This window comes from Pectinatus haikarae (assembly GCF_050916305.1).
Lineage (GTDB): Bacteria > Bacillota > Negativicutes > Selenomonadales > Selenomonadaceae > Pectinatus > Pectinatus haikarae.
On sequence record NZ_CP116940.1, the window covers coordinates 15,894 to 39,942 of the forward strand.

Consider the following 24,049-nt stretch of genomic DNA (forward strand, 5'->3'; position numbering starts at 1 on the left):
TAGCGTTTGATGGATTATCCATGATGAAAAACAATAAATATACAGTTGTATATTATAACCATGAAACCTGCATCGGTATTAAACTGATGCAGGTTTTATTTTTTCCATGCTGCCGATAAGATAGTCAGCAATAGTATATATTTCCCTGAAATTGAAATAATATTCATTAACAGTCAATTTAAATTTACTGAAAAACTGGCATAATTATAAAAGGAAGGAGAAGTGCGCAATGGCAAGGCATATTAATAATAAACTTTTGGGAATAAAAATATCTTACTACAGAAAACGCAAGGGATTTACACAGGCACAATTGGCAGAGCAAGTTGATATAAGCCCCAGTTACATGGCAAAGATTGAATGCGGCTTTTTATCCAAATGCGTGTCATTGACCGTGTTAAATAATATTTCCAATGAACTGCATGTCAGTATAGATGAATTGATAAGTGAGAACTAAGAGTGAATTTTGCTTACTCAGAAGCAAAGTATTCAGAATAATATACATGAAGGGATAAATATAATGCCAATAGGCAGAGAAATAAACAGTAATTATGATAAACAGAACTCTGACAGAAATGCTAAAAGAATCTCTCCAGAGCCGATTTTTGTGCCGCAAGAGCCAATATACTCCTTAGAAGACATTATTCTACCCGATAATGTAAAAGAACAAATATTTGATATAGCGGATTATGCTAAAAACAGTGATCTGGTTTTCAAACAATGGGGCTTGGAAAAAACACATAAACATTCTAAAAGAGTAGGTATTAATCTTTACGGAGCACCAGGAACTGGGAAAACAATGGCCGCACATGCTATAGCCAGATATTTAGGCCGGAAAATACTTGTGGTCAACTATGCGGATATAGAATCAAAATATGTAGGTGAAACACCTAAAAATATTAAAAAAGTTTTTGAAATAGCACAAAAAACAAAAAGTATTTTATTCTTTGATGAAGCTGATGCCATTTTAAGCAAACGTGTCACCAATATGACAAATGCTACTGATGTCAGTGTTAATCAGACCAGATCAGTTATGCTGATGATATTGAATGATTATCAGGATTTCATTATTTTTGCTACAAATTTTATAGAAAATTTTGATCCGGCTTTTATGCGCAGAATATCCGTGCACGCTAAATTTGAATTACCGGATTGTAAATGCAGACGTTTATTATGGAATTTTTACATACCGGATATTATGCCGAATAATATCGACATTGAAGAAATAGCGAATAAATATGAAGGATTATCCGGCAGTGATATTTCAAATGCTGTCCTGACAGGAGCATTTAAAGCAGCACGACAGCATGCAAAAATTGTCGATAAAGAATATATCTATAAAGCAATTGAGAATATTTTGTCCAGTAAGGAGGCAAATGGGAAAAATAATTTAAAGACAGAAAAAAGAGCCGTATCAGAAGAATATGCAAAAAACCAAATAGAAAGAATAAGAAAGGAACGGTAAAATATGATACCTTTATTAGTTGCGTTAGGAATAGCTGCTTTTGTGGGAACGGCTATTGTGGTTACCCGCTGGGATGATATTATTGACTGGCTGAATGATCTTATACCCAGATTGAAAGCCGCTTGGCAGAACCTGAAAAGAAATATACACCACGCTGCCATGATAGTATATAAATGGATTAAAAAAAAGAAGCTACAAATTAAACATATGCTATATTGTGAAGAAAATGGGGAGTGGACAGAGGAAACAACAACACGCATCGTGGCGGAAGAAGAAGTACCGGAATTTATAAAAAATAAAATCGGGAAAAATGAGAAAGACACTGATATTACAAGAGAAATGGAAGAAGTATTGCAATTGGAAATTTGAGAAGAGAGAATATAATTCATGAGTATATTAGATAAATCTATAGAATTTGTTAGCAAAAACTCAGATAAGATATCAAAAGGTATTAAGATTTTTTTTCAATTAATATTGGACAATGATTCTCCATTTAAATTGAAGGAACTGGCAGATGTTTATTCCAAGAACGCCGATAAATTGATTTTGCGGCAGGAAAATACAGATAATTACCAATATATCGGCGGTGAATTTAAAATTTATTACCTTGATGAAAAGAAGTTCGGTATATCAATTTCTTTATATTTTCAGGATAAAAATAAACAATGGCAGAAAGCTTCGGCCAAATCAGAAGATCAGCCTGCGAGAAAGCTAGAAAGATCAGCGCTTGCAGAACTCAAAGAAAAAGGGACTGTAGTCTTTAATATAGATAGACCGAAAAATCCTGGATATCCAGCATAGTCCATGATAACATGGATTGATTGGGTATATCGGTAAATTTTCTGCATTATCAGAAGTGCGTATGTGCAGGAAAAGCATCCGCTGCGACAGAAGAGAAAAATGACACTTTGTTATATCAGCAATAATTAATTCAAGGGGGAAGTACAATGAATATTAAAAGATTTAGAATTGGTATTTTGATTCTCGCGTTGACAACAGTAACATTTCTGACAGTATCTAATGCTGTCGTCCAAGCTGTGGAATTTCCTTATTCAACCGTCAGCAATGTTTTAGGCAAAATATCCGGTAACTGGTATGATGACAATGGTAATTTAGTAATAAGCATAAAAGGCAATTATATTAATGATTGCCAGGTTATCAGCGGGCACGATTTTGCCGGTGGCAATCCCGGCGAAGGACATTTCCGTATACAAGAAAGTCAGGGAATCAGGGATATTCTTATACTATGGGATACTGTAGATAACCCACCATATATTGAAATTGACAAATCGAGAGTACAACTGCACAGATAAAAATTTATATAAGAACATGGCATTGTTCATATGAAGAATAATGCCATGTTTTCATTTTATTTGCCTTTCGGTGTTTTCTAGGGACAGGATAATTTTACGAAGGGAATGATAGGGCATGAGAAAGAAACTGCGATTATTAGGGATTTTTAGTGTAATGACTGTATTTTGTCTTATTATCAGCGGATGCGCTAATATACAGGCAGATTTTACCTTTAATAAAGACGGCAGTATTACCAGTCAGCATATTATAGAAATTTCTTCGATGATTGATAAAGATAACCTAGAAACGCAAAAGGCAGCGGATAGTAAAAACGGTTATGAAGTTAAAGAAATTTCTAACGGATATACAGCAACTAAGACAGTTGCATCAATACATCCAATAGTCGGTGGCACACCAGTATTCAATCCAAACGAATATTTCAACGGTGTACAAGTTCATAAAGGGCTGCTTTACGATTATTATTCTTTTGATTTATTCAAAAAAGGAGAAAAAGCTGATATTCCCAAGGCCAATTATCAGACCAATATTCCCGGGTTTTTCTCACCTGATGTCACTATGAATATCTGGCAGTATATGGACTATCGCAGACAGGCTGAAGAACAGACCCGCCAGATGAACCAAATGGCTGATCAGGCAACAAAGGCTGCTGTAGATTCAATGAAAATAAATATTACTTTTAATCTGCCTTATTCGGTTGATGATTCAAATGCGGATATAAAAACTAACGATAATAAAACTCTTACCTGGGATTTAAAACCAGCCTTTTTAAATAATCAGGATATTTCGATACAGGCAAAGTTTAAAATCTACCACGAAAATACGATTATTGCATTACTTATTTCCGGCATTTTCCTGCTGATTATTGCTGTTGTTCTATTCGTGTTAGGCCTGATAAAATGGCAGGATCATAAAAAGAGAAATCTGTTTTTGAGTCTGACCGCAATCCTGTTGATTATAGTGGCGGGTTCTGCCGCATGGTGCAAGCGTTCTATAGATAATCCACCACAGCTGACAATGGCTGACCGGATTGTATCGGAAACCGCCAAGGATTCTGATGGTAAACCACTTTTGGATACTTTGCGAAATACGCAGGAGATACCTTTAAATTCTCTGGATACTGCCCAAAAAACTTTATTTAGCAAAGGCTCTAATGCTGAAATAACTGCGGTGTCCAGCACTGATGAAGACGGTTTTCTGGCCTTGGGGACTCTGGATTCAAAACTGTATTTTATAATCTATGATGCTAAAGACGGCAGCACAGCATTAGTACCTTATAATCCTAATGTACTGAATTACCGTGAACACTTCATTTCTTTTAATGACGGTAAAAAACACTACGATCCTATGATATTTCTCTTGCAGGTAAGTGAGAAAAATAATAGTAAGGATAAAATACTTGGTGTCTGGGATGGGGCAAGGCATACGATTCCTATTTATGTTGTTTTTAAACTTGGTGACGACGGCAGGGTGATTCCCGGTATGATAACTTCAGGACAGGGACTAAAACCATCACACTATCAGGCTGCCCTGCAGGAACCAAAAAATGTCGAACTGGTTAATATAGTTCCAACACATATTAATAGTCTGCGTGCCGATATAAAGGGAAGAAATATAATCTTACCCAATAAATAGTTAGCTATGAAGAAAGAAGCAAATAAAATGAAAAAATACATCGCGTCATTTATCACGGCAATACTGATCATACTGGCAGCATCGGTGGCCTCAGCCAATCCTTACAATGAATATCTGAACGGAGATCCCAATTTCAAATTATGTGACGGACATATGGGAATAGCATGGTATGTCGATCTTAGTTCACTGAATGTCAATCTATATAATCCGCCCGAATATATCATTGGGATAAATATTATATCGGCCAATTCTGATGATAATTATGCTATACAAAAAATCATGACTTACCGCTTCAAATATAATTATGACCGGCAGGCAATGTACTTTGAAAAACCGGTTACCGGAGAATGGAAATATATACCACCTGATGAAAGTTGGGCAAACACCGGAGTTGTCCAATCAGCCGGTGAGATAGCTTTCAGACAGGCTTACGGCATACCTTTTTATCACTGATATAGGAAAGATCAAGGAAGTGTTGTCAGATGCGTAGAATAATCCAATTAAAGTGTTAATTATACATTATATTTCTACTTTCTGGTAAATATAATATAATTACATTGATTAAAATTGAATTATGTAATAGTATAAATTTATTGCAATAGAGGTCTTAAAAGTTTTATGAAGAACAGTTACAGCAAAAAAATGCTTTACGGTATTGAACAGAATTCTCCTGCCCAACAATATATTCCAGGATTGGATGCATTACGTACATTTGCGATTATTGGCGTGACCCTGTTTCATATTTTTCCGGATACAGTGAAAGGCGGGTATCTTGGTGTATCACTGTTTTTCGTTCTTACCGGATATTTACTGGCTTATACCAGTAAATCAGAATGGGAAACAGGTTCATTTAATCTCATTGATTACTATATTAAAAGGATTAAACGTATCTATCCATCATTGCTCATTGTTGTATTTACCACTGTAGGAATCTATCATTTTCTGGCACCTGATGCGATTTTGGCAATACGGTCAGAGGTTCTTTCTGTTATATTAGGATATAACAATTGGTGGCAGATTACGCAAAATGCGGATTACTTTACCAGGATTACAAATGCGTCTCCCTTCACACATCTGTGGTTTATGGGAATAGAGCTGCAATATTATTTGGCATGGCCGGTAATTTTTCTAATATATACCCGGACTGTAAGATTACGGGGGAAATCGGCTGACGGAGCAATATTCATTGCTGTTCTTGGTATAGTAACCGCAGTATTAATGCCAATGATGTATCAGTCAGGCCAGGATATAACGCGACTTTATTATGGCACAGATACCAGAGTATATGCCCTGCTTTTCGGTGCAGCTATGGGGCTGTATAGCAAAGATGGGAAAAATATAACAATGCTTGGTGGTTACGGGTTAATTAAGTTTTTGGTGTTTGCTCTTTTATTGATTATGGTAATTGCTGCATACTGGCTGATGGATGGAGAAAATGCATTCACTTATCAAGGCGGAATGTTGATTATAACAGTGGCATTTTGCATTTTACTTGATATTATTGCAGATCATAGCCTGAACATAGGAAAATATTTAGACATATCGCCTTTTCGCTGGATTGGAAAGCGAAGCTATGGAATCTTTCTTTGGCAGTATCCCGTTATATTTCTTTTTAATCATAAAGAATGGAATCAACAGCCTTTTTATGAATTAATAGAATTGACAGCGATAATATTACTGACTATCTGGTTAGATGCAGTATTGATGTATATTTCCAGGTATAAATTATCATACATAGGCAACAGGCTTGTTATTATTCAGTGTGCTGTATTTATGGTAATCACAGTAAGCGGCATTAGTTTAATGGGATACGGCTGCAAGGAAATTGTGGTATCAGCTTCGAATAAAAAGATTGATACTCAATTGCAGGCTAAACTTGCAGAAAATACGGCAGCTTTGGAAGAACAAAATAATTTAAATAATCAGACGGATATTACTGACGTTCCAGATGTACCGCAGGTAAAACTAGATGGTGCCATCTGTATAGGTGATTCGGTTATGCTAGGCTCAGCAACGGAAATTCGACAAGCCCTGCCGGCTTCTTATATTGATGCAGAAGTGTCCCGTTATGTAGGTGGCGCTCTCGATGTGGCAAAAAGATTAAATGGACAGGGCAGACTGGGAAATATTATTGTTATCGCTTTAGGAACCAATGGACCCATTGCAGGACAGGAACGCTATGAAGCTCAAACTAGAGAATTATTGGCATATCTTGGCAGTGAAAGACAAATTTTCTGGGTAAATGTTTATTGTCCGGATTTAAAATGGCAGAATGTTAATAATGAGTATCTTGCAAAGATAGCAGCGCAACACAGAAATATAACAATAGTTGATTGGTACAGCTTAATCTCAAAACATCCCGAGTGGCTGGTAAAAGATGGTATTCATCCCAATGATGAGGGAACTGTTCAATATGCAAAACTGCTTCATGACAGTATGGTTCAGGCTCTGGCGGCACAAACAGTTATCGTTCATCATGAAAAAGAATAAAAAATACCTGATTATTGTTTATTATTCAAGCCTCACGGAGTTATTAAATTTAAGGATGTTTATGTATGAGAAAATTTTTATTGTTAATTGTGTTTATATCCATGACAACAGTTTCCGCTATATGCGCAGCTCAAATTCCACAGGAAGAAGTAGCACTGGGGGGAATCAATCTGGGAGCTACTCCTGAATATGTCAAGAGTGTCTATGGGGAACCATCATCTTATATTCGTTCAAAAAATGGTGTGATTTACGATTACAATAGTACTTTTAGGATTTATTTTGCAAGTGGCAAATATATGTATTGGTTGGAAACAACTGCTAACAATGGAATAGCAACACCATCCGGTGTAACTATTGGCATGGATGCATCCATACTTTATAAATATGGTGAAATATATCTTACAGAACATGAAGGGAACACAACTTATTATTCTTATTGGGCTCCGGGAAGAATAACACTTATATTTGGCGTACAAAATGGGAAAATAATATCTATCAAAGGAAGCTGCATGGGCTGATAATATCAAATTTTATAATTTGCGCTGATTGTATACTAAGTCAAAGTTTCACCAACACTGCAGAAGATCATATTCTTCTGCAGTGTTTTTATATATAAAAACAAATAACAATAGTAAAACAAAGGAGACTTATATCATGAAAACAGGCAGAAGCATTGAAGAATTAGGCAGGGAATTATTGCGTCAAAGACAGGTAAGAAAGGATTTTGCAGCCGATACCCGCTTTATGGATATCTCGACCGATGAATACGGGATATCCACGCTGCATTTATCTTTAACTGATGACGTCATGGATTTTAAGTTAAACGATCTTGCCCACAGCCAGATAGCGGGCAGGCTCCAGATACCGCTTAAATATTATAACCGGATGCGGACGGAAAATCCTGATCTTTTGGATACCAATATAAATAACTGGTTCAGGAAAACACCGGAAAAAAGAATGGTTCGTACCCTGGACAACAGGGTACGGGCCTTTTTGTCGGATCGCTACAGACGTCTTGATAATCTGGAACTGGCAACGACAGTCCTGCCGATAATTCAGCAGATGAAAGGCGCACAGGTGATTTCCTGCGAAGTAACCGAGACTAATATGTATCTGAAAGTGATCAATAAACGTTTAAAAGCTGAAATTGCGGTCAATGATGTCGTCCAGGCAGGCTTTGTCATATCCAACAGTGAGGTCGGTCTTGGCAGTCTTAAAGTAGAACCGCTGGTCTACCGTCTGGTATGTAAAAACGGGCTTATCGTGAAAGATTATACTCAGAAAAAATATCATGTGGGCCGGCAGATCGAAAGTGATGATACAGCCTATGAAATATATTCCGATGAAACATTAAAGGCTGATGATAAAGCATTCTTCATGAAAGTGGAGGATACCGTAAGAACGGCAGTTGATGAAACAAGATTCAATCTTCACCGTGGAAAAATTCAGGGCAGCTAAAAAGCAGACGACAGGCAGTGACCCTATAAAAACAGTGGAACTGTTAGCCGATAAATATATTTTAACCAAAAATGAAGAAGCCGGTATCCTGCGTCACTTTATCACGGCCAATGACAATTCAGCCTTCGGTCTTATCAATGCCGTTACCAGAGCCAGTCAGGATATAGAAGATTATAACCGGGCCACGGAACTTGAAAGATTGGGCGGAGAACTTCTCTCGCTGCCGGCTGATAACAGGATACTGGCTCTGCCGGATACTCATAAAATGATCAATGTAACACCGCAAGCCGCTTTTGCCTGATTTATGTCCGGTCTGTCATGTCTGTCAGGCAAAAAAAGGTGTATATACAGCACTTAAAAGTACCATAGATACACCTAAAAATTCTCTGACAGACAGGACATAACAGCCAGAATAATTATTTATCTTCCCAAGATCAGACAAATGTAATTTTTATCTGTTTATCAAACTTACTGGCAATATCATTCAATGTCTTTATTGAAGGATTCATATTGCCGTTTTCAATTCTGGCAATGGTTGACTGAGGTTTCCCTACAATTTTTGCAAAGTCCCGCTGGGATAATCCCTGTTTTTGTCTGAAGGTATGAACGGCAATGGCAGCATCAAGATAAGCAGTTTCTTTGGCAATCCGCTCATAAATGGCAGGATCAGATTTGGCTTTTTCAGCAATATAATTTTTAATGTCACTCATTTATTAATTTCCTTTTTAAATTCACATGTCCCGTTTTTCATCTGGGCAAACTCAAAAATAACTTTTCCCATATGTTTATGATAGTGTATATGCTGTCTGCATTCAATATAATAATAGTAAAGACACACCTGTCATGTCTGTCAGCAAAAAAATAATGTATAAAAACTAATTCCTTGTACTATATATATACCTTAAAACTTGCTGACAGACATGACATAACGGACAAAATATAGAAATATCCTGCCATGGGAATAAATATCTATAGCAGGATATTTTATTATGAAGAAAGGAATAATTTGGCATGAATACAAAAACAATTGATCTTACTCATAGTGATTTACTGCTTACTCTGGGAAACAGCAGTGGTAATCTCAATATAAATTTCTTGGGAAGAAAGCTCATCCTGAACTTTATTTTAAATCCGATGCAGGTCAAGGAGTTCAGCAGAAATATGATCAATGCTGCCGGATATCTGAATATAAGTAATATTGATACCGCTGTGAACGGGACGTTGGAAACTACTTTTAAAGATATATAATAGAAAAGAAAAAATACTCAATTTATAATATATATACTGCTTATATATATTATTTGTGTTTACATTGTATTTAAGTAATGCTAATATTAAATAAAAAGGGAGGAATGAATTATGCCGGCAACAATTAAGAAAAAAGCTGTCACGATGACAATCAGGGTTGATGCTGATTTAAAGAATCAGGCTGAAATTCTTTGTGATGAAATGGGACTTACCATGAGTGCCGCTTATAACGTGTTTTTAAAAGCACTTGTCCGGGAACGTGCCATTCCTTTTAAAATATCAGCAGGTGATTCTTTCTACAGTGAAAAAAATATGCAGCATTTAAAAGATTCCATATCCCGCCTTGATAACAGGGAAGGAAAAGCACACGAGCTTCTCGGCGAAGATGATGGTTAAAGTATGGGATGATGAGGCATGGGAAGATTATATAAAATGGCAGACAGAAGACAAGAAGACGCTAAAGCGGATCAATTTGCTGATAAAGAATATTGAGCGTAACGGCTGCCTTACCGGGATTGGTAAACCGGAAAGTCTCAAATATGAATTAAAGGGCTGGTACAGCAGACGCATTGATGAAAAGAACAGATTAGTTTACCGGATAAAAGATAACTGTATTGAAATAGCACAATGTAAAAATCATTATGATGATTGATTTTATCAGACGGACAGGTTAAATTCCTGTCTGTTTTTTTATGCCCAAAATGAAAGGAAGAATATATATGCCAGCAGCTTATTTTATCTGTTCGGACGTCAAAAGGACAAGAATAATGACCTGTCTTAATAAGTGCCGGATGCGTGAAAGATGTATGTTTCTGCCGACATTAAGAGTAATTGCCGCCTCTTCGGACAGGAAACTGCTTAAACCAAGCGTCACCGAGCTTATTGCCGGGACAAGAGAAATATATCTGAAACGGACAAACGAATATGCCATAGATCCGTTCAATACATTGTTTGCCTTACACGGACAGGCCGTCCATTATATGAATTATAAAAAACAGGGTGATAATATTTTAGCTGAGGTGAGACTGGAAGACGACATAACTTCCGGCCAGTTTGATATGTTTGGCTGTGTCTTAAATAACGAGGACAGCATCTTAGGTGACCTGAAAGTTACGTCCAGCTATAAATTGATGCGGGCTCTGGGAATTTATAAAAAAGACGTATCTACCGGTGAAATTTATAAGTCAGGCCTGAAAAAAGGACAGCCTAAATTTAAGAAACAGACCTGTTTTAACGGTGTCCGTCATGTCATGGACTGGGCATTGCAGCTTAACTATTACCGGATGCTGCTGGAAGCAAATGATTATGCAGTAAAAGACATGGTCATACAGGCACTGTGCCGTGACTTCAGTACCAGAGCTGCCACGGAAAGAGAAATAACCAGACCGCTGTACCTGATAAAAATAAACAGGATAAGTAATAGATGGCTCAAAAGATACTTTCAGTATAAAGCCGGTAAATTGCAGCAGGCTTTGAAAAATAAACAACTGCCATCGGTATGTACAGCCAAAGAACGCTGGTATGACAGAAAATGTATCGGCTTTTGCGATGCGGCGTCAATGTGTCCTTATGCCAAAATCTTAAAACAGCAGCAGGAACAACCTGCTATATAGGAGGACGGTACATGAATACAAAATTATGGGTTATTTATCGCTATAGCTGAAGCGGTAATAAATGTATTGAAGAATGATAAAAAATAACTTATCGTCTATTGTCCTGTCTGTCAATGAGGAAATATGCCCAATCATTGAGTTTACGGCTCAATATATACCCGTAAATACCGGCGACAGACAGGACAATAAGACAAATTAAAGGAGAACACTCACCATGCAGAAATTAACTAAAAAGCTTATTGAAATAATGAAGGATTGCGCCTATGTGACCAAGAACGGGATTAATAATTTTCATAACTATAAATATGCCACCAGTGCTGATGTACTGGAAAAAATAAACACGGCTATGGTAAAGCAGGGGATCTGCTCCATAGCGGTACCGGAAATAATCAGCATTGACGAAGTAACCACAGCCAAAGGAAATACGGAAAAACTGGCTACGGTAAAAATAAATATTACGCTTATGGATAAAGACTCTGATGAAAATATAACCATAACAGGTCTGGGCTCAGGCCAGGATTCTGGGGATAAAGCTGTGATGAAAGCCCAAACAGCGGCAATAAAATATGCTTATATGCTGTCCTTTGCCATAGCTACCGGGGATGATCCGGAGGCTGACAGTAAAACTGATGAAAATACGCTGCAGCCAAAATCCGCGGAAAAAAAGAAAAACACATCAGTAAAATCTGTAAAGCCGGCCTGTGTGGAATGCGGAGTGATTCTGTCGGACAAGGTGAAAACATATTCCATGGAAAAATACGGCAAGCCGCTTTGCATGGAGTGCCAGAAAGGTGCTAAAGTTGTTGCTTGAATAATATGTGCTATATATTTACAACGCACATATTTTAGTATATAATTTTAGTTAAAGAGGTGAGTTCATATGCCGACAACAAATGTAACTATTCGTATGGATGAAAAATTAAAAAAACAGGCTGAAGAATTATTTTCAGATCTAGGTTTAAATATGACAACTGCATTTATCACATTTGCCAAACAATCAGTCAGGGAACAAAGAATCCCTTTTGTTATATCACGCAATGTACCAAACAAAATTACTGTAAATGCAATTAATGAAATAAGAAAAATTAAAAACGATCCCAAGAAAAAGGTATATAATAATTTCGCTGAACTTTTAGAAGAGGTAAAAAAAGGTGTATAAAATTGTATCTTCTTCAAGGTTCAAGAAAGACTTAAAAATTGCCATAAAACGTGGTTATAATATGGAATTGATGGAATCTATAGTTAACCAATTATCTAATAACAAAAAATTACCCCCCAAAAATAAGGATCATGTTTTGATCGGTGATTATGGTGGCTGTAGAGAATGCCATATTACGCCAGATTGGATTCTCATTTATGAAGTAGAAAATGATGAACTAATATTGTATCTCACGAGGACAGGGACACATAGTGACCTTTTTTAGTTTAATAAAACTTACAATTTTTATGATTAGTCAGAGCGAAGTAATAATGACATCTATAATTAACCACTAAGGAACATAGTCCTATCTTCTCTTAACATTATATCTATTACCGTATTTACCCATAATAAATCATATATGATATAATATGAAGAAGGAGCTGAGTATATTATGATGACCAATAAAAATCATCTTAGTCATATAAATGAAGTTGTTAAAAGTGATAATTTTACTTTGACAAGCAAGAATCATGAAATAGCTAAAAAAATGGCTAAAGTTTCTGCGCAAATAATGTTGAAAAATAAGGAAGCATATAAGGATTTAGCTAATAGATGACAACAATAGAAAATTATATAAGGGTAATTTTTGATGATGTCATTAAATTTCACAATGAATTAGAACAAAGCGGTAATGAAATAAAAACCCGCATAATTGATCACGGAAGAATAGAAGCCGCTGTCAATGCTCCGTTTGCAACATTGGGGGGAGTAGACCTTTACCCATCTATCTTTGATAAAACCGCTGCACTTTGGCATGGTTTGGCAAATGATCACGGTTTTGAAGATGGTAATAAGAGAACAGCAACGCATAGTATGCTTTGTTTCTTAGGTGTAAATGATATTAGTTTGGAATATTCCCAAAAAGAATTATCTGACATGGCTGTTCTTGTTGGTTCAGGAAATAGCAAAATAAGCCGACAAGAAATATCTGACTGGATAAAAAAAGGGCTTATAAAAATTAGTTTCATAACTTCTTGTATAAAATAGTTGGTGTCCAATTGGTGTCCAACAGTACTTAAATTACCTTAAATTTATTACAATGGATAAAAAAACAAAACACCAAACTCCATATGAATTAAGGCTTCTTAAAAATAATTAATATTATAAAAACCATAGGGTACACACTCTTAATCAGCAGGTTCGGGGTTCGATTCCCCGGTGGGTCACCAGTAAATTCAAGGCTTCTCGAATCCGAGAAGCCTTTTTTTGTTACTGTTGATGTCAAAATTGATGTCAATTGACTAAATTTATTTATTCTGTATCAGCTCAATACTTTCAGCTAGAATCTTATCCATGGCGTAGCTTTTCCCTTGATATTCAGTTCTGTTTAGTATTACACAGTGGGTATGCAGCTGCATGTCTTGGTCACGACTAACAAAGTGGTCAAACTTTGCCACCGCCATTTTACCAGTTTTTATATTTTCTGTTACGCCATTTTTAGTTACTCTCGCTTCGATTTCGTTTTTTTCTATCTCAGTCAGCGTATCACTAACAGCCTTATTGTGCGCAACCAGCATATCACCCTTTTTATTATTATCGAGTACCATTGCGATGGATACGCTTTTTAGTGCTGAAAACGTCAAATCATAGCCGACACGTTTTGCATTTGGCATTGATTTCAGCGCAGAGTTGAAATCTGTGGGGTTAAAATCATTGCCCCTGCTATAGCGACTGGCAAGTTTGCCCTGCCAGTTGTCATTTTTATTTGCTGTTCGTGTGTAATAATCGTCCGCATCGTAATAAGTGCCGGCTTGATTTAAGCCGATATTTGCTATACTCAGCATTTTTACCTCCGCGATAGTACAATATCATAGAGCAGTTGTGTCCGTTCTTCAATCTCGGTCGCTAGAAAATCACCAAGATTACTGTCAAAGTCCTCTTTGGTTATGCTGCTGATTATACGTGCAATAGATAATAGATCATAATATAGATTTTCCGGATCAATTTTTTTTGAATTATCATGTCCTTGATGTCGTACATTTTTTTGCTCCTCCTAAAATCTAAAAATTGTCTTATCGTCTTGTGTTGCCGCATCGTCAGTGTCCTTATTTGGATTAGTTGTTGCTGCTGCGGCGGCTGCTGCTATTTCTGCAGCCGTTGCCTTTATTGTCGGCACAGGCAAATAATAAGGCACTTTATCCGGCAATATATTAGCCGCAAATTGTACCTTTGCGACAGGATAAGCACCTATCTTAACGTATGCGCAGCCTACAGGTAGCTCCTGCAGTTCTCCCGGTAGTACTATAGCTTCGATATTTCTGTTTTCTGTTTTATTTTCATTTTTGTTGCTATTACCCAATAATCCTTTGCTGCTGTGCCCTTCGCTTTGATTTATTTTTAATCGTTCCGCATTACCCAATGCATCTGAAAAATAACGGCTTTGCGCGGGTTCGGAAGTCCGGAAAACAAATAGCGAGTTACATAATCCCATGATATCCGCTGTGTTGTTTTTGCCATATTTAGCCTCAACGGCCGACATGGTTTGAGTGGTCAACCAGACTGATGCACCGCGGCTACGACCCTCGCGCAGTAGCATTTGTAGTGTCTTAAGCGGTGGCAGACTGGACAGCTCGTCCAGAACAAAAAATGCACGTCTGTCCTTGCTTTCCGGCTTTTCCCGCAGCCCGTGGCCAATAATATCGACAATCGTTGTGATGATTGGCAGATATATCTCGTCCTTACTCGATGCTGTTGATATTATAAGTCTGCGATCATCATTATCATCGTTGATCCAATCCCTTATCGACAGGTCACCATCCCGCCCGACAAAAGCCCCGAATGCCTTAACCCAGTCAATCAGGCAAGACAAAAAGCTGGCCATTACATCACCCTCTCCGGACAAAAAGGCCTGACCTTCCCGCAATCCCAGTGGCAGGGTCTCGATAGCAGCCTTTATTTGAGACGACGAACCCATAAAAAAATTATACAGGTCTTGATTTGTTGTTTTTTGGTGAATTTTTAGCCAGCAGCAGCCGCTCTTAAATATGCTGGCCGCACCATTATAAAATGCCTTGTTTTTATTATCAGCAGCTACCGAAAAGAGCGAATGTGCAAGGTTTGTCAGCTCTTCAGGTATGCGGTCTAACCCAGCATAAAGGTCAAATTCATTAAATATTGACCATCCTCCAAACCGCTTGTCGTAAGGATTAAATAAGATATCCTTGGCTGTGCGGTAAAATTTGCTTATTAATTCGCCTTTACGATCGTAAAGTAAGATTTTGGCTTTGCGCCGTATCATGCAGTCGATATAATTACACAACATGACTGATTTACCTGATCCTGTACTGTCGACAATTAATATATGGCGTGTCTCGTAATCTGCCGGTATCATAATTGGATCGGCATATAGCGTACGTACACCATTATTGTTTTGCACATATCCTTTTTGTAGTTTTTTGTTTAATTCCCTGGTATTTGTCAATTGTGTCCCGCGTATATGCTGCGCTCTTGATTGGTCCTCTGGCCGCCAATGTACAACCACAATATATATCGCTGATACTATTGATATCAGCATATACCATGACAGCAAATGGTATATTGTAGCTGAAGCAAAAAACTGGTCTAACATGTCACGATAGTCCATTGCCGGTATAGTTGTAACGACTGTTGATATATCTGTCCCCATCTGCTGCGCAAGATGGGCGCGGATTGGCTGGGATAATGTAATTGTCCAGTCGCTAAAATCACCGGCACTGGCAATCAGGTATCTACAATAAGCTATATACGTTGTCAGATTATCCAATGGTTCATGATATATATGCTGCATTATTAGTGTTGTCGTATAATAATATACGACCAACAATGCGACAACGATTAATATTATCCTCTGTATTAGCTGACTCCCGTTATCATTGTTCATTTTTGTTATCCTCCATGTTATTTTTTATGTTTTCTATTATTTTTTGCACCTCTGCCGGTGTGTGTCTATCCATCAGCAGATGGCAGATTAATTGATTGGCATTATAATGTTGTCATTAATTGTATTTATACTGTCACCCACATTAGAGATGATATTTAGTGTATTTGTGATTTGATCTACACTATTTATATTATTGACGTTATCTCCTCTGCCTAATAATGACCGGATATACTGGGAGCGATTTAGACCCGCTCTCCGTGCGGCTGTGGTAATATAATTATCGATTTTGTCGTCTATGCGTAGTGATATCCATGCCATTTTTTATCCTCCTTGTTTTTTGCTCTTGTGATACGCTTAGACATATGATAGTATTGGGCTATATATATTTATGTGACACATATGTGTCACAATTGTGATACGCTCAGAGCCGCGCGGCATAAGGCTTACTGGCAAATGTCTACGTTGCGTCAGGGGTGGAGTAAAATTGCCCTTATTTTACGACCCTGACCTTAGCGTCAGTCATTGGGATTTTGACTTTGATTTTAATATATAATGTAATTGAGTAATTATTAGGTTAGTAATTATTATATTAGTAATTATTTGTGTCGACTTTGCCTACGTTGGATTTCCCCGTGTAGGCAAATCACACTTAGGCTGTCTGTTTCTGTTTTAATGGGTTATCTTGTGGAGATTCGAACAATTCGTAGTCTGCAGCGGCTAATTGTCCCTTATCGTTCCGTTTACGGTCATGCCTGACTAGATATCCTCTTTTCTCTAGCTCCGCGGCTCTTGCTCGTATTTGGTCTTTGCCCGCACACAATACTGCACTTAACCCAGAGATACTGTACTCCCAGCTATCAGGCAGGGAGAGCAAAAAACTCATTAATCCTTTGGCCGCTAGGCTCAATGACTTATCTCTCAGGTGATAATTTGGCATCACCGTATAGTTTTTATTGCGATTTGTCTTAACTGTACTCACAATTTTCATTCCTTCTTTGTGCTATAATAAATCGTGTAGCTATTTTCTGTAGCTGTACCATACATTGTTTGGCGCTAAGCGATAATAACGGTTGCCGCCGTTTTTTATCACGCCGTCACGGACAACAAGGGTCATGTGCTGGCCTTTTTTGTCTGTGATTTTTACTCGCACATCTGACACACGGTCAATTTCAAAAAATCGCAAATCAAAATTTGATTCTAGAAATTTGTCAAGTAGTTTTTTATCAGCATTGTCCATTTTTTTCCCTTCATCAAATTATTTTCTTAATTTCTGGTACGCTGGGGGCAGATATTATCTTTTCGTTTTTGTTTACGGTTTGTGTGAGCTGTCCCTGTAGATACGCTTCCACAGCCTTGGAAGTAAAAAATATTTTGCGTCCTACCTGGATGTGGGCAATATCTCCGGCATGGGCTAGCCTGATAATCACTTGATATCCTATTTTATTCCTAAAAACCTTTTCTGCGACTTCCTTAGCGGTCATTAGTTCCATTGATTCCATAGTTTTTTCTCCTTTTATTTTTGTTTTTACAGCAATCATCAACAGTTTTATGTCTCATTTCACCCCCTTTCAAGATAGTAACATGCATTTAAGCCAAAAAAAGTCCCTTTTTTTACATTTTTTTTGTGTCCAAATTCGGACACATTTTTCGTGTTTGTTGTGATTTTTTACAATTTATACATTCATATTATATGTCTATATGATATTTACATACATTTTGAATGTTAATATATTTTTAGAGGTATTGTATGTTTTGCTTTAAAATCAGATTAAAAGAATTACGATTAGATAATAATTCGACACAATCATACATGGCAGGGATATTGAATATTATTCCAAATGCTTATCAAAAATATGAATATGGTACGCGTGAGCCTAAATTAGAGATCTTATACCATATAGCTGATTATTTTTGTGTATCTTCAGATTGGTTACTCGGTTTGTCTGATGATATGAAACGTGATTATTTTTTGACCAATGCTGAACGAAAGTTTTATGCCCATCCGAAAACCTCAAAAGAATTAATAGAGCGTTACAAGGGTGATAAGATGGCTAATCCAGCTTCGTTAGCACCTGTTTTATTAAGAACCTGTGAGGCGGAGAGAGATGCAAAATAGACTCAAATATACTTTTCCTGCCAGTAGTTTTATGTCTCATTTCCCCCCTTTTATTTTCATGCCACAATAGTAACACTGATTTTAATTATAAAAAGTCCCTTTTTTTACATTTTTTGAAATAAAAAATGTGTCCAAATTTGAACACATTGTATGATTTTTATTTTCATGATTGTAAACTATCTATTTTATGTTATAATGATAATTGGGTATATATACGAGTATTTATTAATATAGATAATTATATAAATGATACTTAAATCACTGAATCGGAGGGTATCGCTATGAGATTATTAAAAGAAACTCTGGTAGCTAATACTACTAAACAAGAAAGAGAATTAAATGTGAGGAATGCGTTCGGGCTTGGGTCTATTGATAGCCTTCTACCCTCTGAAAGGCTTAATGAATTAGCGCAAGCATATATAAATGGTGAGATGGAAATATGTGAGATTTACGAAATTAGAAAAAAAGAGCTTTTAAAACAAGAATAAATCCCCCAAGTTTTAGACATGGGGGATAATATTTTATATTATCGTGCAGTTGAAAATTTCCACTGATATGATATAATTAAGCATAGAAAAAGGATAGCTGATGTTTGGTCGCACGGCTTTCCTCACAATGATGATTGTTTTGAAAGAAGCCGGGCTTACCAGAGAGTCACGGCTTATTTCATGTTTTTACAACATGAAATGATGAGCACTATTAGACTGCCGAAGCTTATCATTAAAGATAAAGCTTCAAATGTAGTCATAGTAGCATCACCTCCCTCCGAAGAGGAAAACCGAACCATCAGCTATCCATGGGGATTATTATAATTGATGTCAAACTTGATGTCAATTTATGCTAAAATCATAGATTATGTAAAATTTATAAATCTTCCGAAAAACTTAAAAGGCCTATAATATACGCCTTTTGTGATTTTTAACACATTCAAAATGTAATAAAAAACCTGTTGATTATAACTCTTAATCAACCATTCAGGATTCTTATTTTCCGGTGGATCACCAATAAAAAAGGCATCTCAAATCCGAGAAGCCTTTTTTATAGTCCTGTATTTAATTTTTGTACCTTATCAAACTCTTAACGATTGATTAAAGCCGTTTAGTTTTGATAAAGATAAGGCAACTCAACTTAAAATAATTCTTTTTGCGTTCTTAAAAATACGAAGCGAAAATTCATCCAAGTTATCCTAAATATGGCAATTATCACATATTTCTCAGCAGTTAAGCAATTATGCCAGTGTTTTTTTTGTTATATTTAAATATAAAAATCTATCTATTTATAAGGGAAATATTCGGTGCAATAGCTGAATATCCCACTCCTTCACGCGGCCGTTCCATCCAAACCGCAACTGTATCTCTCCATTTCAGATAATGTGCTGTCTTTTTATGTTCAGCTGCAGCTTCTTTCGTTTTATATGCTTCATATAATAAAAATTTAGTTTCATCATCATTACTTTGAAGTACATCAAAACGAAAATTTCCGGCTTCCTCTATTGAATGGGTATGATTTTCCAATGTAGCTTCAACAAATTCATTAATATATTCCTTTTTTACGTAAATAGTAACACATGTAACAATCATATATAAATCTCCTTTTCTTAACCTGTTAATTGTGAGGATAGGTTTATCCGCCTATATAATTATATCATCATATACTAAATCAACCCATAATTTCATTTTGTGCATAAGGTCATTAAAATGAAATTATGAGCCGATTATCCTTTTTGAAAGATTTGTTACCCTATCCCTTACTTCTTAAAAATTTATCTCAGCATTTGCCGTTATACATAGCTTCCTGTTCTTTACGAACTTTATAAAGCTGTGTACTAGTATCTAAGTCTATCATATCGGCAGTCAATAACTGACCTTTTTTAGCATCTTTTTTCATACGAGCTTTTTTATTGATCAAACCATATATTACATATTCATTCTTCAAAGTTTCTTCAGCTGTTGCAATAGATCCATAAGTTGTATAGCCGCCAATTCCATCAATGGTCTCACCGGCTTTAAGATCTTTTTTAGCCACTGTTATGCACTCACTGACAGATCCATCAATAGGAATAATTGTAGGCTCTCTATCGATTACAGCCTTAGCAACTGTGAGTGGAGTTTCTAAATTACACAGATGATAGGGGCGATATAATGTCCATAATGGTCCATCTCCCATACTATGATACTGCATTTGATAGGCAATTTCTTCATTTTCTGTGGCAACTGTTACAAATACACCCGGAGCTATGCCATTTACATACTCTACTACCCCATGTTTATCTAATATACCCCCGTCTTTTTTCAAACGGAAGAGGCTATTTAATTCTTTACATCTTTCATTAGGCGATGCAACAGGTCCATGTCCGCCGACAACATCAGGAATGAGACCTGTTGCATTTGACATTGCTGTCATCTCCACCATTGTTTTAGTGCCATCCTTGAATGCGCAAAGCATTCTTGGGCTCATTTTTCTACGGGTTGCTTCTTCCATTACCGTATCTGGATTGCAAGCATAGTCAAGTTTATTATTTTTACCCTTTCCCATTACTTTTACCTGCATTCCCATAGCCTTGGCGAAAGAGTAAAGTTCCATAACAGCACCAGGTTCGTCTCCGGCAGAACCTGTGTAAATGACACCATTTCTATCTCCAAGCTTTTTAAGATACGGACCTATTACTACATCTGTTTCGACATCCATCATTACAACATGTTTTCCATTATTTATAGAATCAATTGCAATTTTTACTCCTACTTCCGGGACACCGGTCACATCAATGGCACATTCCACCAAATTTGCCTGTGCTATCAAATCAGAATTATCAGTAGCCACAAATTTGCCCATCTCCATATATTTATTGACATCCTTTAAAGTTTTGGCAACGGCAATTTGCTCATCAGAAATACCTGCGTAATGAAATGCATTAATTACATTTTCAATTTTGATATCAGAAACAATTGCCGGAGTAATTCCCTGCATTATTGCCATCTGAGTCACCATGCCTCGGCCCATTTGACCAGCACCAACTATTCCAGTGCAAATAATTTTACCTTCTTCTTGACGTTTTATTAATTTTTGGTCCATATTCAACATAATCAATCACCTTAACCTTATATAATTTTAATGTCTTCAACATCAATAAATTTTTATATATCCGCCTATATAAAAATCACCGGGAACAACTGGTTTTCCTTCCAACATGATACATCCTGGTCTTTCAGGTTTAGAGCCTCCTTTAAAGCTCAAAGTACAATGCCCTAAATCACGCAATGTCTCCATAGCTTCCTCTCCGATAGCTGATATTTTTAAATGTTTACCACATAATTCTATAATATCGCCAACTTTGATTTCTTTTAATATTGGAGCGGGTTCATGCAAAATTGCCATATCAGCTAATTCCTCTGGTGCGCCTTCATTGAAAATAATGATACATTGTAAATCTTCATTATTCAGGAATTGCATGGCCTCATTTCCCCACCGAGTGATAACGCTGCAATATTTCATTGAAATATTCTCCTAAGCTATTGTAAGTATTCATTTATTATCCGGTCAGCTAAAATATTTGGTGAATTGCCAAAATTGCCAATAGTTGAGCCTGCAATATGAGGAGTAATCGTTATATTATCCAAAGTCAAATATGGATGATTTTCCGGCAATGGTTCTTTCTCAAAAACGTCAATCGCAGCGCCGGCAATAACTTTACTATGCAAGGCATCAATCAGATCCTGTTCATTAATCAATCCCGCTCTTGCGCTATTGATAACCACTGCATTTTTTTTCATTTTCCTAAAATGTGCTTTATTAAGCATATATTTCGTTTCTGGCGTTAACCGATAATGCATCGAAATAATATCTGCTGTTTCAACCAATTCATCCAGTGACACCTGTATGTCTTGTGTATCTCCCTTGAAATAATCATCATAAAAAATTATTTTGCTGCCAAACGGTCTGATAAGATCTGCCACACAGCGTCCAATAGCACCATATCCGATGAGTCCGACAATTGATCTTTTTAATTCCGGTGCCAGTATACCATTGGGATATCGCTTCTCCCATTTTCCCGCTTTCATTGTTCTATGGGCACGTGCAATATTTCTTATTTCTGCCAAAATGAGCCCCACTGTAAACTCGGATACACTTGTATTACTGCGTCCCATAGTGTTAAATACTGTGATGCCTTTCTTTCTTGCATATATACTATTGACATTTTCTACACCAGCGCGCAATACGCCTATAAATTTCAATTTATCTGCTTTGTCGATTATCTGTTTTCCGACGGGGGCAAACTGCGTGATAATCATATCGAAATCAGATATTCCGGTAATTAGATCAGGAGGCAGTAAAACAGCTTCGCTTCCTTGTTTCTCAAGAATAATATTATCTTTTTGCAGTTCTTCTAAATTGATGTGCTCCCATGTTCTGATTTCGATTTTTATTCCCTCTTGCGACAGTTTTGACAACCCTTTTTCCATCATATTTTTATTGATAAATGAATCTGCAATAGCCAAACATTTTAGCATCCTGTTCACCTTTCTTTGTTTCAAACTGTTTTTTGCTGAAGCATAACCGATATTCTGTAATTATTGGAATTAGCTTTTTCAAAGGCTTCCTGTATTTTGTCCAAGGAAATTCGCTCTTCGATCAGCAACGATACATCTATACGTTTTTCATTTAACATTCCGGCTGCATCATTATAATCTTCCAGACTGGAACCAAAAGTACCAATCACTTCAATTTTTTTATAATGAATCATATTCGGGTCAATATCCATTTGGGGAGCCGGATATCCCGCTGCAAACAAAGATATTTTAGCATCTCTTTTTTTTATCATTTTAAGTGCCTGATTATTCGCAGCTGTCGCTCCTACCGCCAATATAACGACATCAGCGCCAAGATCATTCGTAAATTCCATAACTTTTTCCACCGGATCTTCTTCTTTGGCATTAATTACTTCAAATCCCATCCGCCGGCTTATATCTATTTTTTTGTCCATCATTTCTGAAACAATGACTCTTCCTCCCATGGCTCTTGCAACAGCGGCATTCAGCAATCCCATTGTTCCAGCTCCGATTACGACCACAGTATCCTTTCCAGGACGAAGCCGCAATTTTTTCATATTTTGCAGAACGGAACCCAATGGTTCAACAAATGCAGCCTCCTCCGGTCTCAATTTGGGATTCATTTTAACAAAGCTTTTTGCCTTTCTAATAAAATATGTAGCAAAACCAAACAATCCATAATATTCATTTGAATAATTTTTGCCAAACATTTTTATATTCTCACAGTTTGTTATCTCACCCATTTTGCATTGACTGCAAATACCACAATAATCATACAAGATACTGACACGATCACCAACTTCAAACGTATTGCCAATATCACTTCCCTTATCCACAACAATTCCTGAACATTCGTGACCACCAGCCATAGGATATCCCTGATGCTCTCTCAAACCTTGCCATTGCTGATAATCTGTCGTGCAGATATTGCAAACTTCCTGCTTCACCAGCAATTCATCCGCTTTTAGCTGAGGAAGACTGCGCTCATGCACTTCAGCCATTCCTTTTTTTGTTAAGCAGCCAAACTTAATTTTCTCAGGTATCATTTTAATTTCTCCTTAAAATTTTTATTAACTAGTGATCTTATACACCAGCTTTATCCATTTCCA

Annotated in this window: 34 protein-coding genes; 22 read left to right on the forward strand and 12 right to left on the reverse strand. The window is 36.7% G+C overall.

Going from position 1 to position 24,049, the window contains the following annotated elements; all coding sequences use genetic code 11:
• Positions 1-229 precede the first annotated feature (229 nt).
• The 11 genes from NXG61_RS00075 to NXG61_RS00125 all read left to right on the forward strand — a co-directional run bounded on the left by NXG61_RS00075 (position 230) and on the right by NXG61_RS00125 (position 8,657).
• A complete protein-coding gene (locus tag NXG61_RS00075) occupies positions 230-454 on the forward strand; it encodes a helix-turn-helix domain-containing protein (RefSeq protein WP_307222799.1) in 225 nt (74 codons plus the stop codon).
• A 63-nt stretch (positions 455-517) separates the two neighbouring features.
• Entirely contained in the window at positions 518-1,462 is a 945-nt protein-coding gene (locus tag NXG61_RS00080; RefSeq protein ID WP_307222801.1) for an ATP-binding protein, read from the forward strand.
• 3 nt (positions 1,463-1,465) lie between these two features.
• Positions 1,466-1,831 carry a hypothetical protein gene (locus tag NXG61_RS00085; RefSeq protein WP_307222803.1) on the forward strand — a complete coding sequence of 122 codons (366 nt, stop codon included), beginning with the start codon at positions 1,466-1,468 and terminating at the stop codon, positions 1,829-1,831.
• 18 nt (positions 1,832-1,849) lie between these two features.
• On the forward strand, positions 1,850-2,263 hold the full coding sequence (locus tag NXG61_RS00090) for a hypothetical protein (protein ID WP_307222805.1): 414 nt from the start codon (positions 1,850-1,852) through the stop codon (positions 2,261-2,263).
• Between the two features lie 146 nt (positions 2,264-2,409).
• Positions 2,410-2,775, forward strand: coding sequence for a hypothetical protein (locus NXG61_RS00095; protein ID WP_307222807.1), 366 nt, complete (start codon positions 2,410-2,412; stop codon positions 2,773-2,775).
• 115 nt (positions 2,776-2,890) lie between these two features.
• Positions 2,891-4,408, forward strand: a complete 1,518-nt coding sequence (locus NXG61_RS00100) for a hypothetical protein (RefSeq protein WP_307222809.1) — start codon at positions 2,891-2,893, stop codon at positions 4,406-4,408.
• 27 nt (positions 4,409-4,435) lie between these two features.
• Complete coding sequence (locus NXG61_RS00105; protein WP_307222811.1) at positions 4,436-4,861, forward strand: hypothetical protein; 426 nt, start codon at positions 4,436-4,438, stop codon at positions 4,859-4,861.
• 165 nt (positions 4,862-5,026) lie between these two features.
• A complete protein-coding gene (locus tag NXG61_RS00110; protein WP_307222813.1) occupies positions 5,027-6,898 on the forward strand; it encodes an acyltransferase family protein in 1,872 nt (623 codons plus the stop codon).
• Between the two features lie 65 nt (positions 6,899-6,963).
• Entirely contained in the window at positions 6,964-7,416 is a 453-nt protein-coding gene (locus tag NXG61_RS00115) for a hypothetical protein (protein WP_307222814.1), read from the forward strand.
• Positions 7,417-7,552: 136 nt separating this feature from the next.
• Positions 7,553-8,356, forward strand: coding sequence for a DUF932 domain-containing protein (locus tag NXG61_RS00120; RefSeq protein ID WP_307222815.1), 804 nt, complete (start codon positions 7,553-7,555; stop codon positions 8,354-8,356).
• On the forward strand, positions 8,310-8,657 hold the full coding sequence (locus tag NXG61_RS00125) for a hypothetical protein (RefSeq protein WP_432748953.1): 348 nt from the start codon (positions 8,310-8,312) through the stop codon (positions 8,655-8,657). The genes NXG61_RS00120 and NXG61_RS00125 overlap by 47 nt, the downstream gene beginning before the upstream one ends.
• A gap of 133 nt (positions 8,658-8,790) precedes the next feature.
• Here the strand turns inward: NXG61_RS00125 and NXG61_RS00130 are convergent, their stop codons facing one another.
• A complete protein-coding gene (locus NXG61_RS00130; RefSeq protein ID WP_307222819.1) occupies positions 8,791-9,066 on the reverse strand; it encodes a helix-turn-helix domain-containing protein in 276 nt (91 codons plus the stop codon).
• Between the two features lie 301 nt (positions 9,067-9,367).
• Between NXG61_RS00130 and NXG61_RS00135 the strand changes: the two genes are divergently transcribed.
• The 9 genes from NXG61_RS00135 (at position 9,368) to NXG61_RS00175 (ending at position 13,405) form a co-directional block, all read left to right on the forward strand.
• Entirely contained in the window at positions 9,368-9,604 is a 237-nt protein-coding gene (locus NXG61_RS00135; protein ID WP_307222821.1) for a hypothetical protein, read from the forward strand.
• Positions 9,605-9,715: 111 nt separating this feature from the next.
• Positions 9,716-10,000, forward strand: a complete 285-nt coding sequence (locus NXG61_RS00140; RefSeq protein WP_307222823.1) for a type II toxin-antitoxin system RelB/DinJ family antitoxin — start codon at positions 9,716-9,718, stop codon at positions 9,998-10,000.
• Positions 9,993-10,256, forward strand: coding sequence for a Txe/YoeB family addiction module toxin (locus NXG61_RS00145; protein ID WP_307223010.1), 264 nt, complete (start codon positions 9,993-9,995; stop codon positions 10,254-10,256). The genes NXG61_RS00140 and NXG61_RS00145 overlap by 8 nt, the downstream gene beginning before the upstream one ends.
• Positions 10,257-10,323: 67 nt before the next feature.
• Positions 10,324-11,217 (forward strand): hypothetical protein, encoded by an 894-nt coding sequence (locus tag NXG61_RS00150; RefSeq protein ID WP_307222825.1) that lies wholly within the window; start codon positions 10,324-10,326, stop codon positions 11,215-11,217.
• A gap of 214 nt (positions 11,218-11,431) precedes the next feature.
• Complete coding sequence (locus NXG61_RS00155; protein WP_307222829.1) at positions 11,432-12,028, forward strand: ERF family protein; 597 nt, start codon at positions 11,432-11,434, stop codon at positions 12,026-12,028.
• Between the two features lie 69 nt (positions 12,029-12,097).
• Complete coding sequence (locus tag NXG61_RS00160) at positions 12,098-12,376, forward strand: type II toxin-antitoxin system RelB/DinJ family antitoxin (RefSeq protein WP_196598980.1); 279 nt, start codon at positions 12,098-12,100, stop codon at positions 12,374-12,376.
• Complete coding sequence (locus NXG61_RS00165; RefSeq protein WP_307222831.1) at positions 12,369-12,641, forward strand: type II toxin-antitoxin system YafQ family toxin; 273 nt, start codon at positions 12,369-12,371, stop codon at positions 12,639-12,641. Before NXG61_RS00160 ends, NXG61_RS00165 begins: the two co-directional genes overlap by 8 nt.
• 168 nt (positions 12,642-12,809) lie before the next feature.
• A complete protein-coding gene (locus NXG61_RS00170; protein WP_307222832.1) occupies positions 12,810-12,974 on the forward strand; it encodes a hypothetical protein in 165 nt (54 codons plus the stop codon).
• Positions 12,971-13,405 carry a type II toxin-antitoxin system death-on-curing family toxin gene (locus NXG61_RS00175; protein WP_307222834.1) on the forward strand — a complete coding sequence of 145 codons (435 nt, stop codon included), beginning with the start codon at positions 12,971-12,973 and terminating at the stop codon, positions 13,403-13,405. The genes NXG61_RS00170 and NXG61_RS00175 overlap by 4 nt, the downstream gene beginning before the upstream one ends.
• A 260-nt stretch (positions 13,406-13,665) precedes the next feature.
• On the opposite strand, the gene mobF is transcribed toward NXG61_RS00175, so the two are convergent.
• The 5 genes from mobF to NXG61_RS00200 form a co-directional block, all read right to left on the reverse strand.
• Positions 13,666-14,202 (reverse strand): MobF family relaxase, encoded by a 537-nt coding sequence (gene mobF / locus NXG61_RS00180; protein WP_307222836.1) that lies wholly within the window; start codon positions 14,200-14,202, stop codon positions 13,666-13,668.
• 209 nt (positions 14,203-14,411) lie between these two features.
• Entirely contained in the window at positions 14,412-16,277 is a 1,866-nt protein-coding gene (locus NXG61_RS00185; RefSeq protein ID WP_307222837.1) for a type IV secretion system DNA-binding domain-containing protein, read from the reverse strand.
• A 649-nt stretch (positions 16,278-16,926) separates the two neighbouring features.
• On the reverse strand, positions 16,927-17,256 hold the full coding sequence (locus tag NXG61_RS00190) for a helix-turn-helix domain-containing protein (RefSeq protein ID WP_307222839.1): 330 nt from the start codon (positions 17,254-17,256) through the stop codon (positions 16,927-16,929).
• Positions 17,257-17,295: 39 nt separating this feature from the next.
• A complete protein-coding gene (locus tag NXG61_RS00195; protein WP_307222841.1) occupies positions 17,296-17,514 on the reverse strand; it encodes a hypothetical protein in 219 nt (72 codons plus the stop codon).
• Between the two features lie 13 nt (positions 17,515-17,527).
• On the reverse strand, positions 17,528-17,776 hold the full coding sequence (locus tag NXG61_RS00200; RefSeq protein WP_432748954.1) for a helix-turn-helix domain-containing protein: 249 nt from the start codon (positions 17,774-17,776) through the stop codon (positions 17,528-17,530).
• A 248-nt stretch (positions 17,777-18,024) separates the two neighbouring features.
• Here NXG61_RS00200 and NXG61_RS00205 point away from each other — a divergent pair, with 248 nt between their 5' ends.
• Entirely contained in the window at positions 18,025-18,393 is a 369-nt protein-coding gene (locus NXG61_RS00205) for a helix-turn-helix domain-containing protein (RefSeq protein ID WP_307222843.1), read from the forward strand.
• Positions 18,394-18,674: 281 nt separating this feature from the next.
• A complete protein-coding gene (locus NXG61_RS00210) occupies positions 18,675-18,881 on the forward strand; it encodes a hypothetical protein (RefSeq protein WP_307222845.1) in 207 nt (68 codons plus the stop codon).
• Positions 18,882-19,054: 173 nt separating this feature from the next.
• Here NXG61_RS00210 and NXG61_RS00215 read toward each other — a convergent pair whose 3' ends face one another.
• The 6 genes from NXG61_RS00215 to NXG61_RS00240 form a co-directional block, all read right to left on the reverse strand.
• Entirely contained in the window at positions 19,055-19,180 is a 126-nt protein-coding gene (locus NXG61_RS00215) for a putative holin-like toxin (RefSeq protein ID WP_370871620.1), read from the reverse strand.
• Positions 19,181-19,661: 481 nt separating this feature from the next.
• Entirely contained in the window at positions 19,662-19,973 is a 312-nt protein-coding gene (locus NXG61_RS00220) for an antibiotic biosynthesis monooxygenase (RefSeq protein WP_307222848.1), read from the reverse strand.
• 187 nt (positions 19,974-20,160) lie between these two features.
• Positions 20,161-21,474, reverse strand: coding sequence for an NAD(P)H-dependent oxidoreductase (locus NXG61_RS00225; protein WP_307222849.1), 1,314 nt, complete (start codon positions 21,472-21,474; stop codon positions 20,161-20,163).
• A gap of 42 nt (positions 21,475-21,516) precedes the next feature.
• Complete coding sequence (locus NXG61_RS00230) at positions 21,517-21,885, reverse strand: PTS glucitol/sorbitol transporter subunit IIA (protein ID WP_307222851.1); 369 nt, start codon at positions 21,883-21,885, stop codon at positions 21,517-21,519.
• Positions 21,886-21,902: 17 nt separating this feature from the next.
• Positions 21,903-22,889: a 2-hydroxyacid dehydrogenase gene (locus NXG61_RS00235; protein ID WP_307222853.1), complete on the reverse strand. Its 987-nt coding sequence runs from the start codon at positions 22,887-22,889 to the stop codon at positions 21,903-21,905.
• A 32-nt stretch (positions 22,890-22,921) separates the two neighbouring features.
• On the reverse strand, positions 22,922-23,986 hold the full coding sequence (locus tag NXG61_RS00240; protein WP_307222856.1) for a zinc-dependent alcohol dehydrogenase: 1,065 nt from the start codon (positions 23,984-23,986) through the stop codon (positions 22,922-22,924).
• Positions 23,987-24,049: the final 63 nt, after the last annotated feature.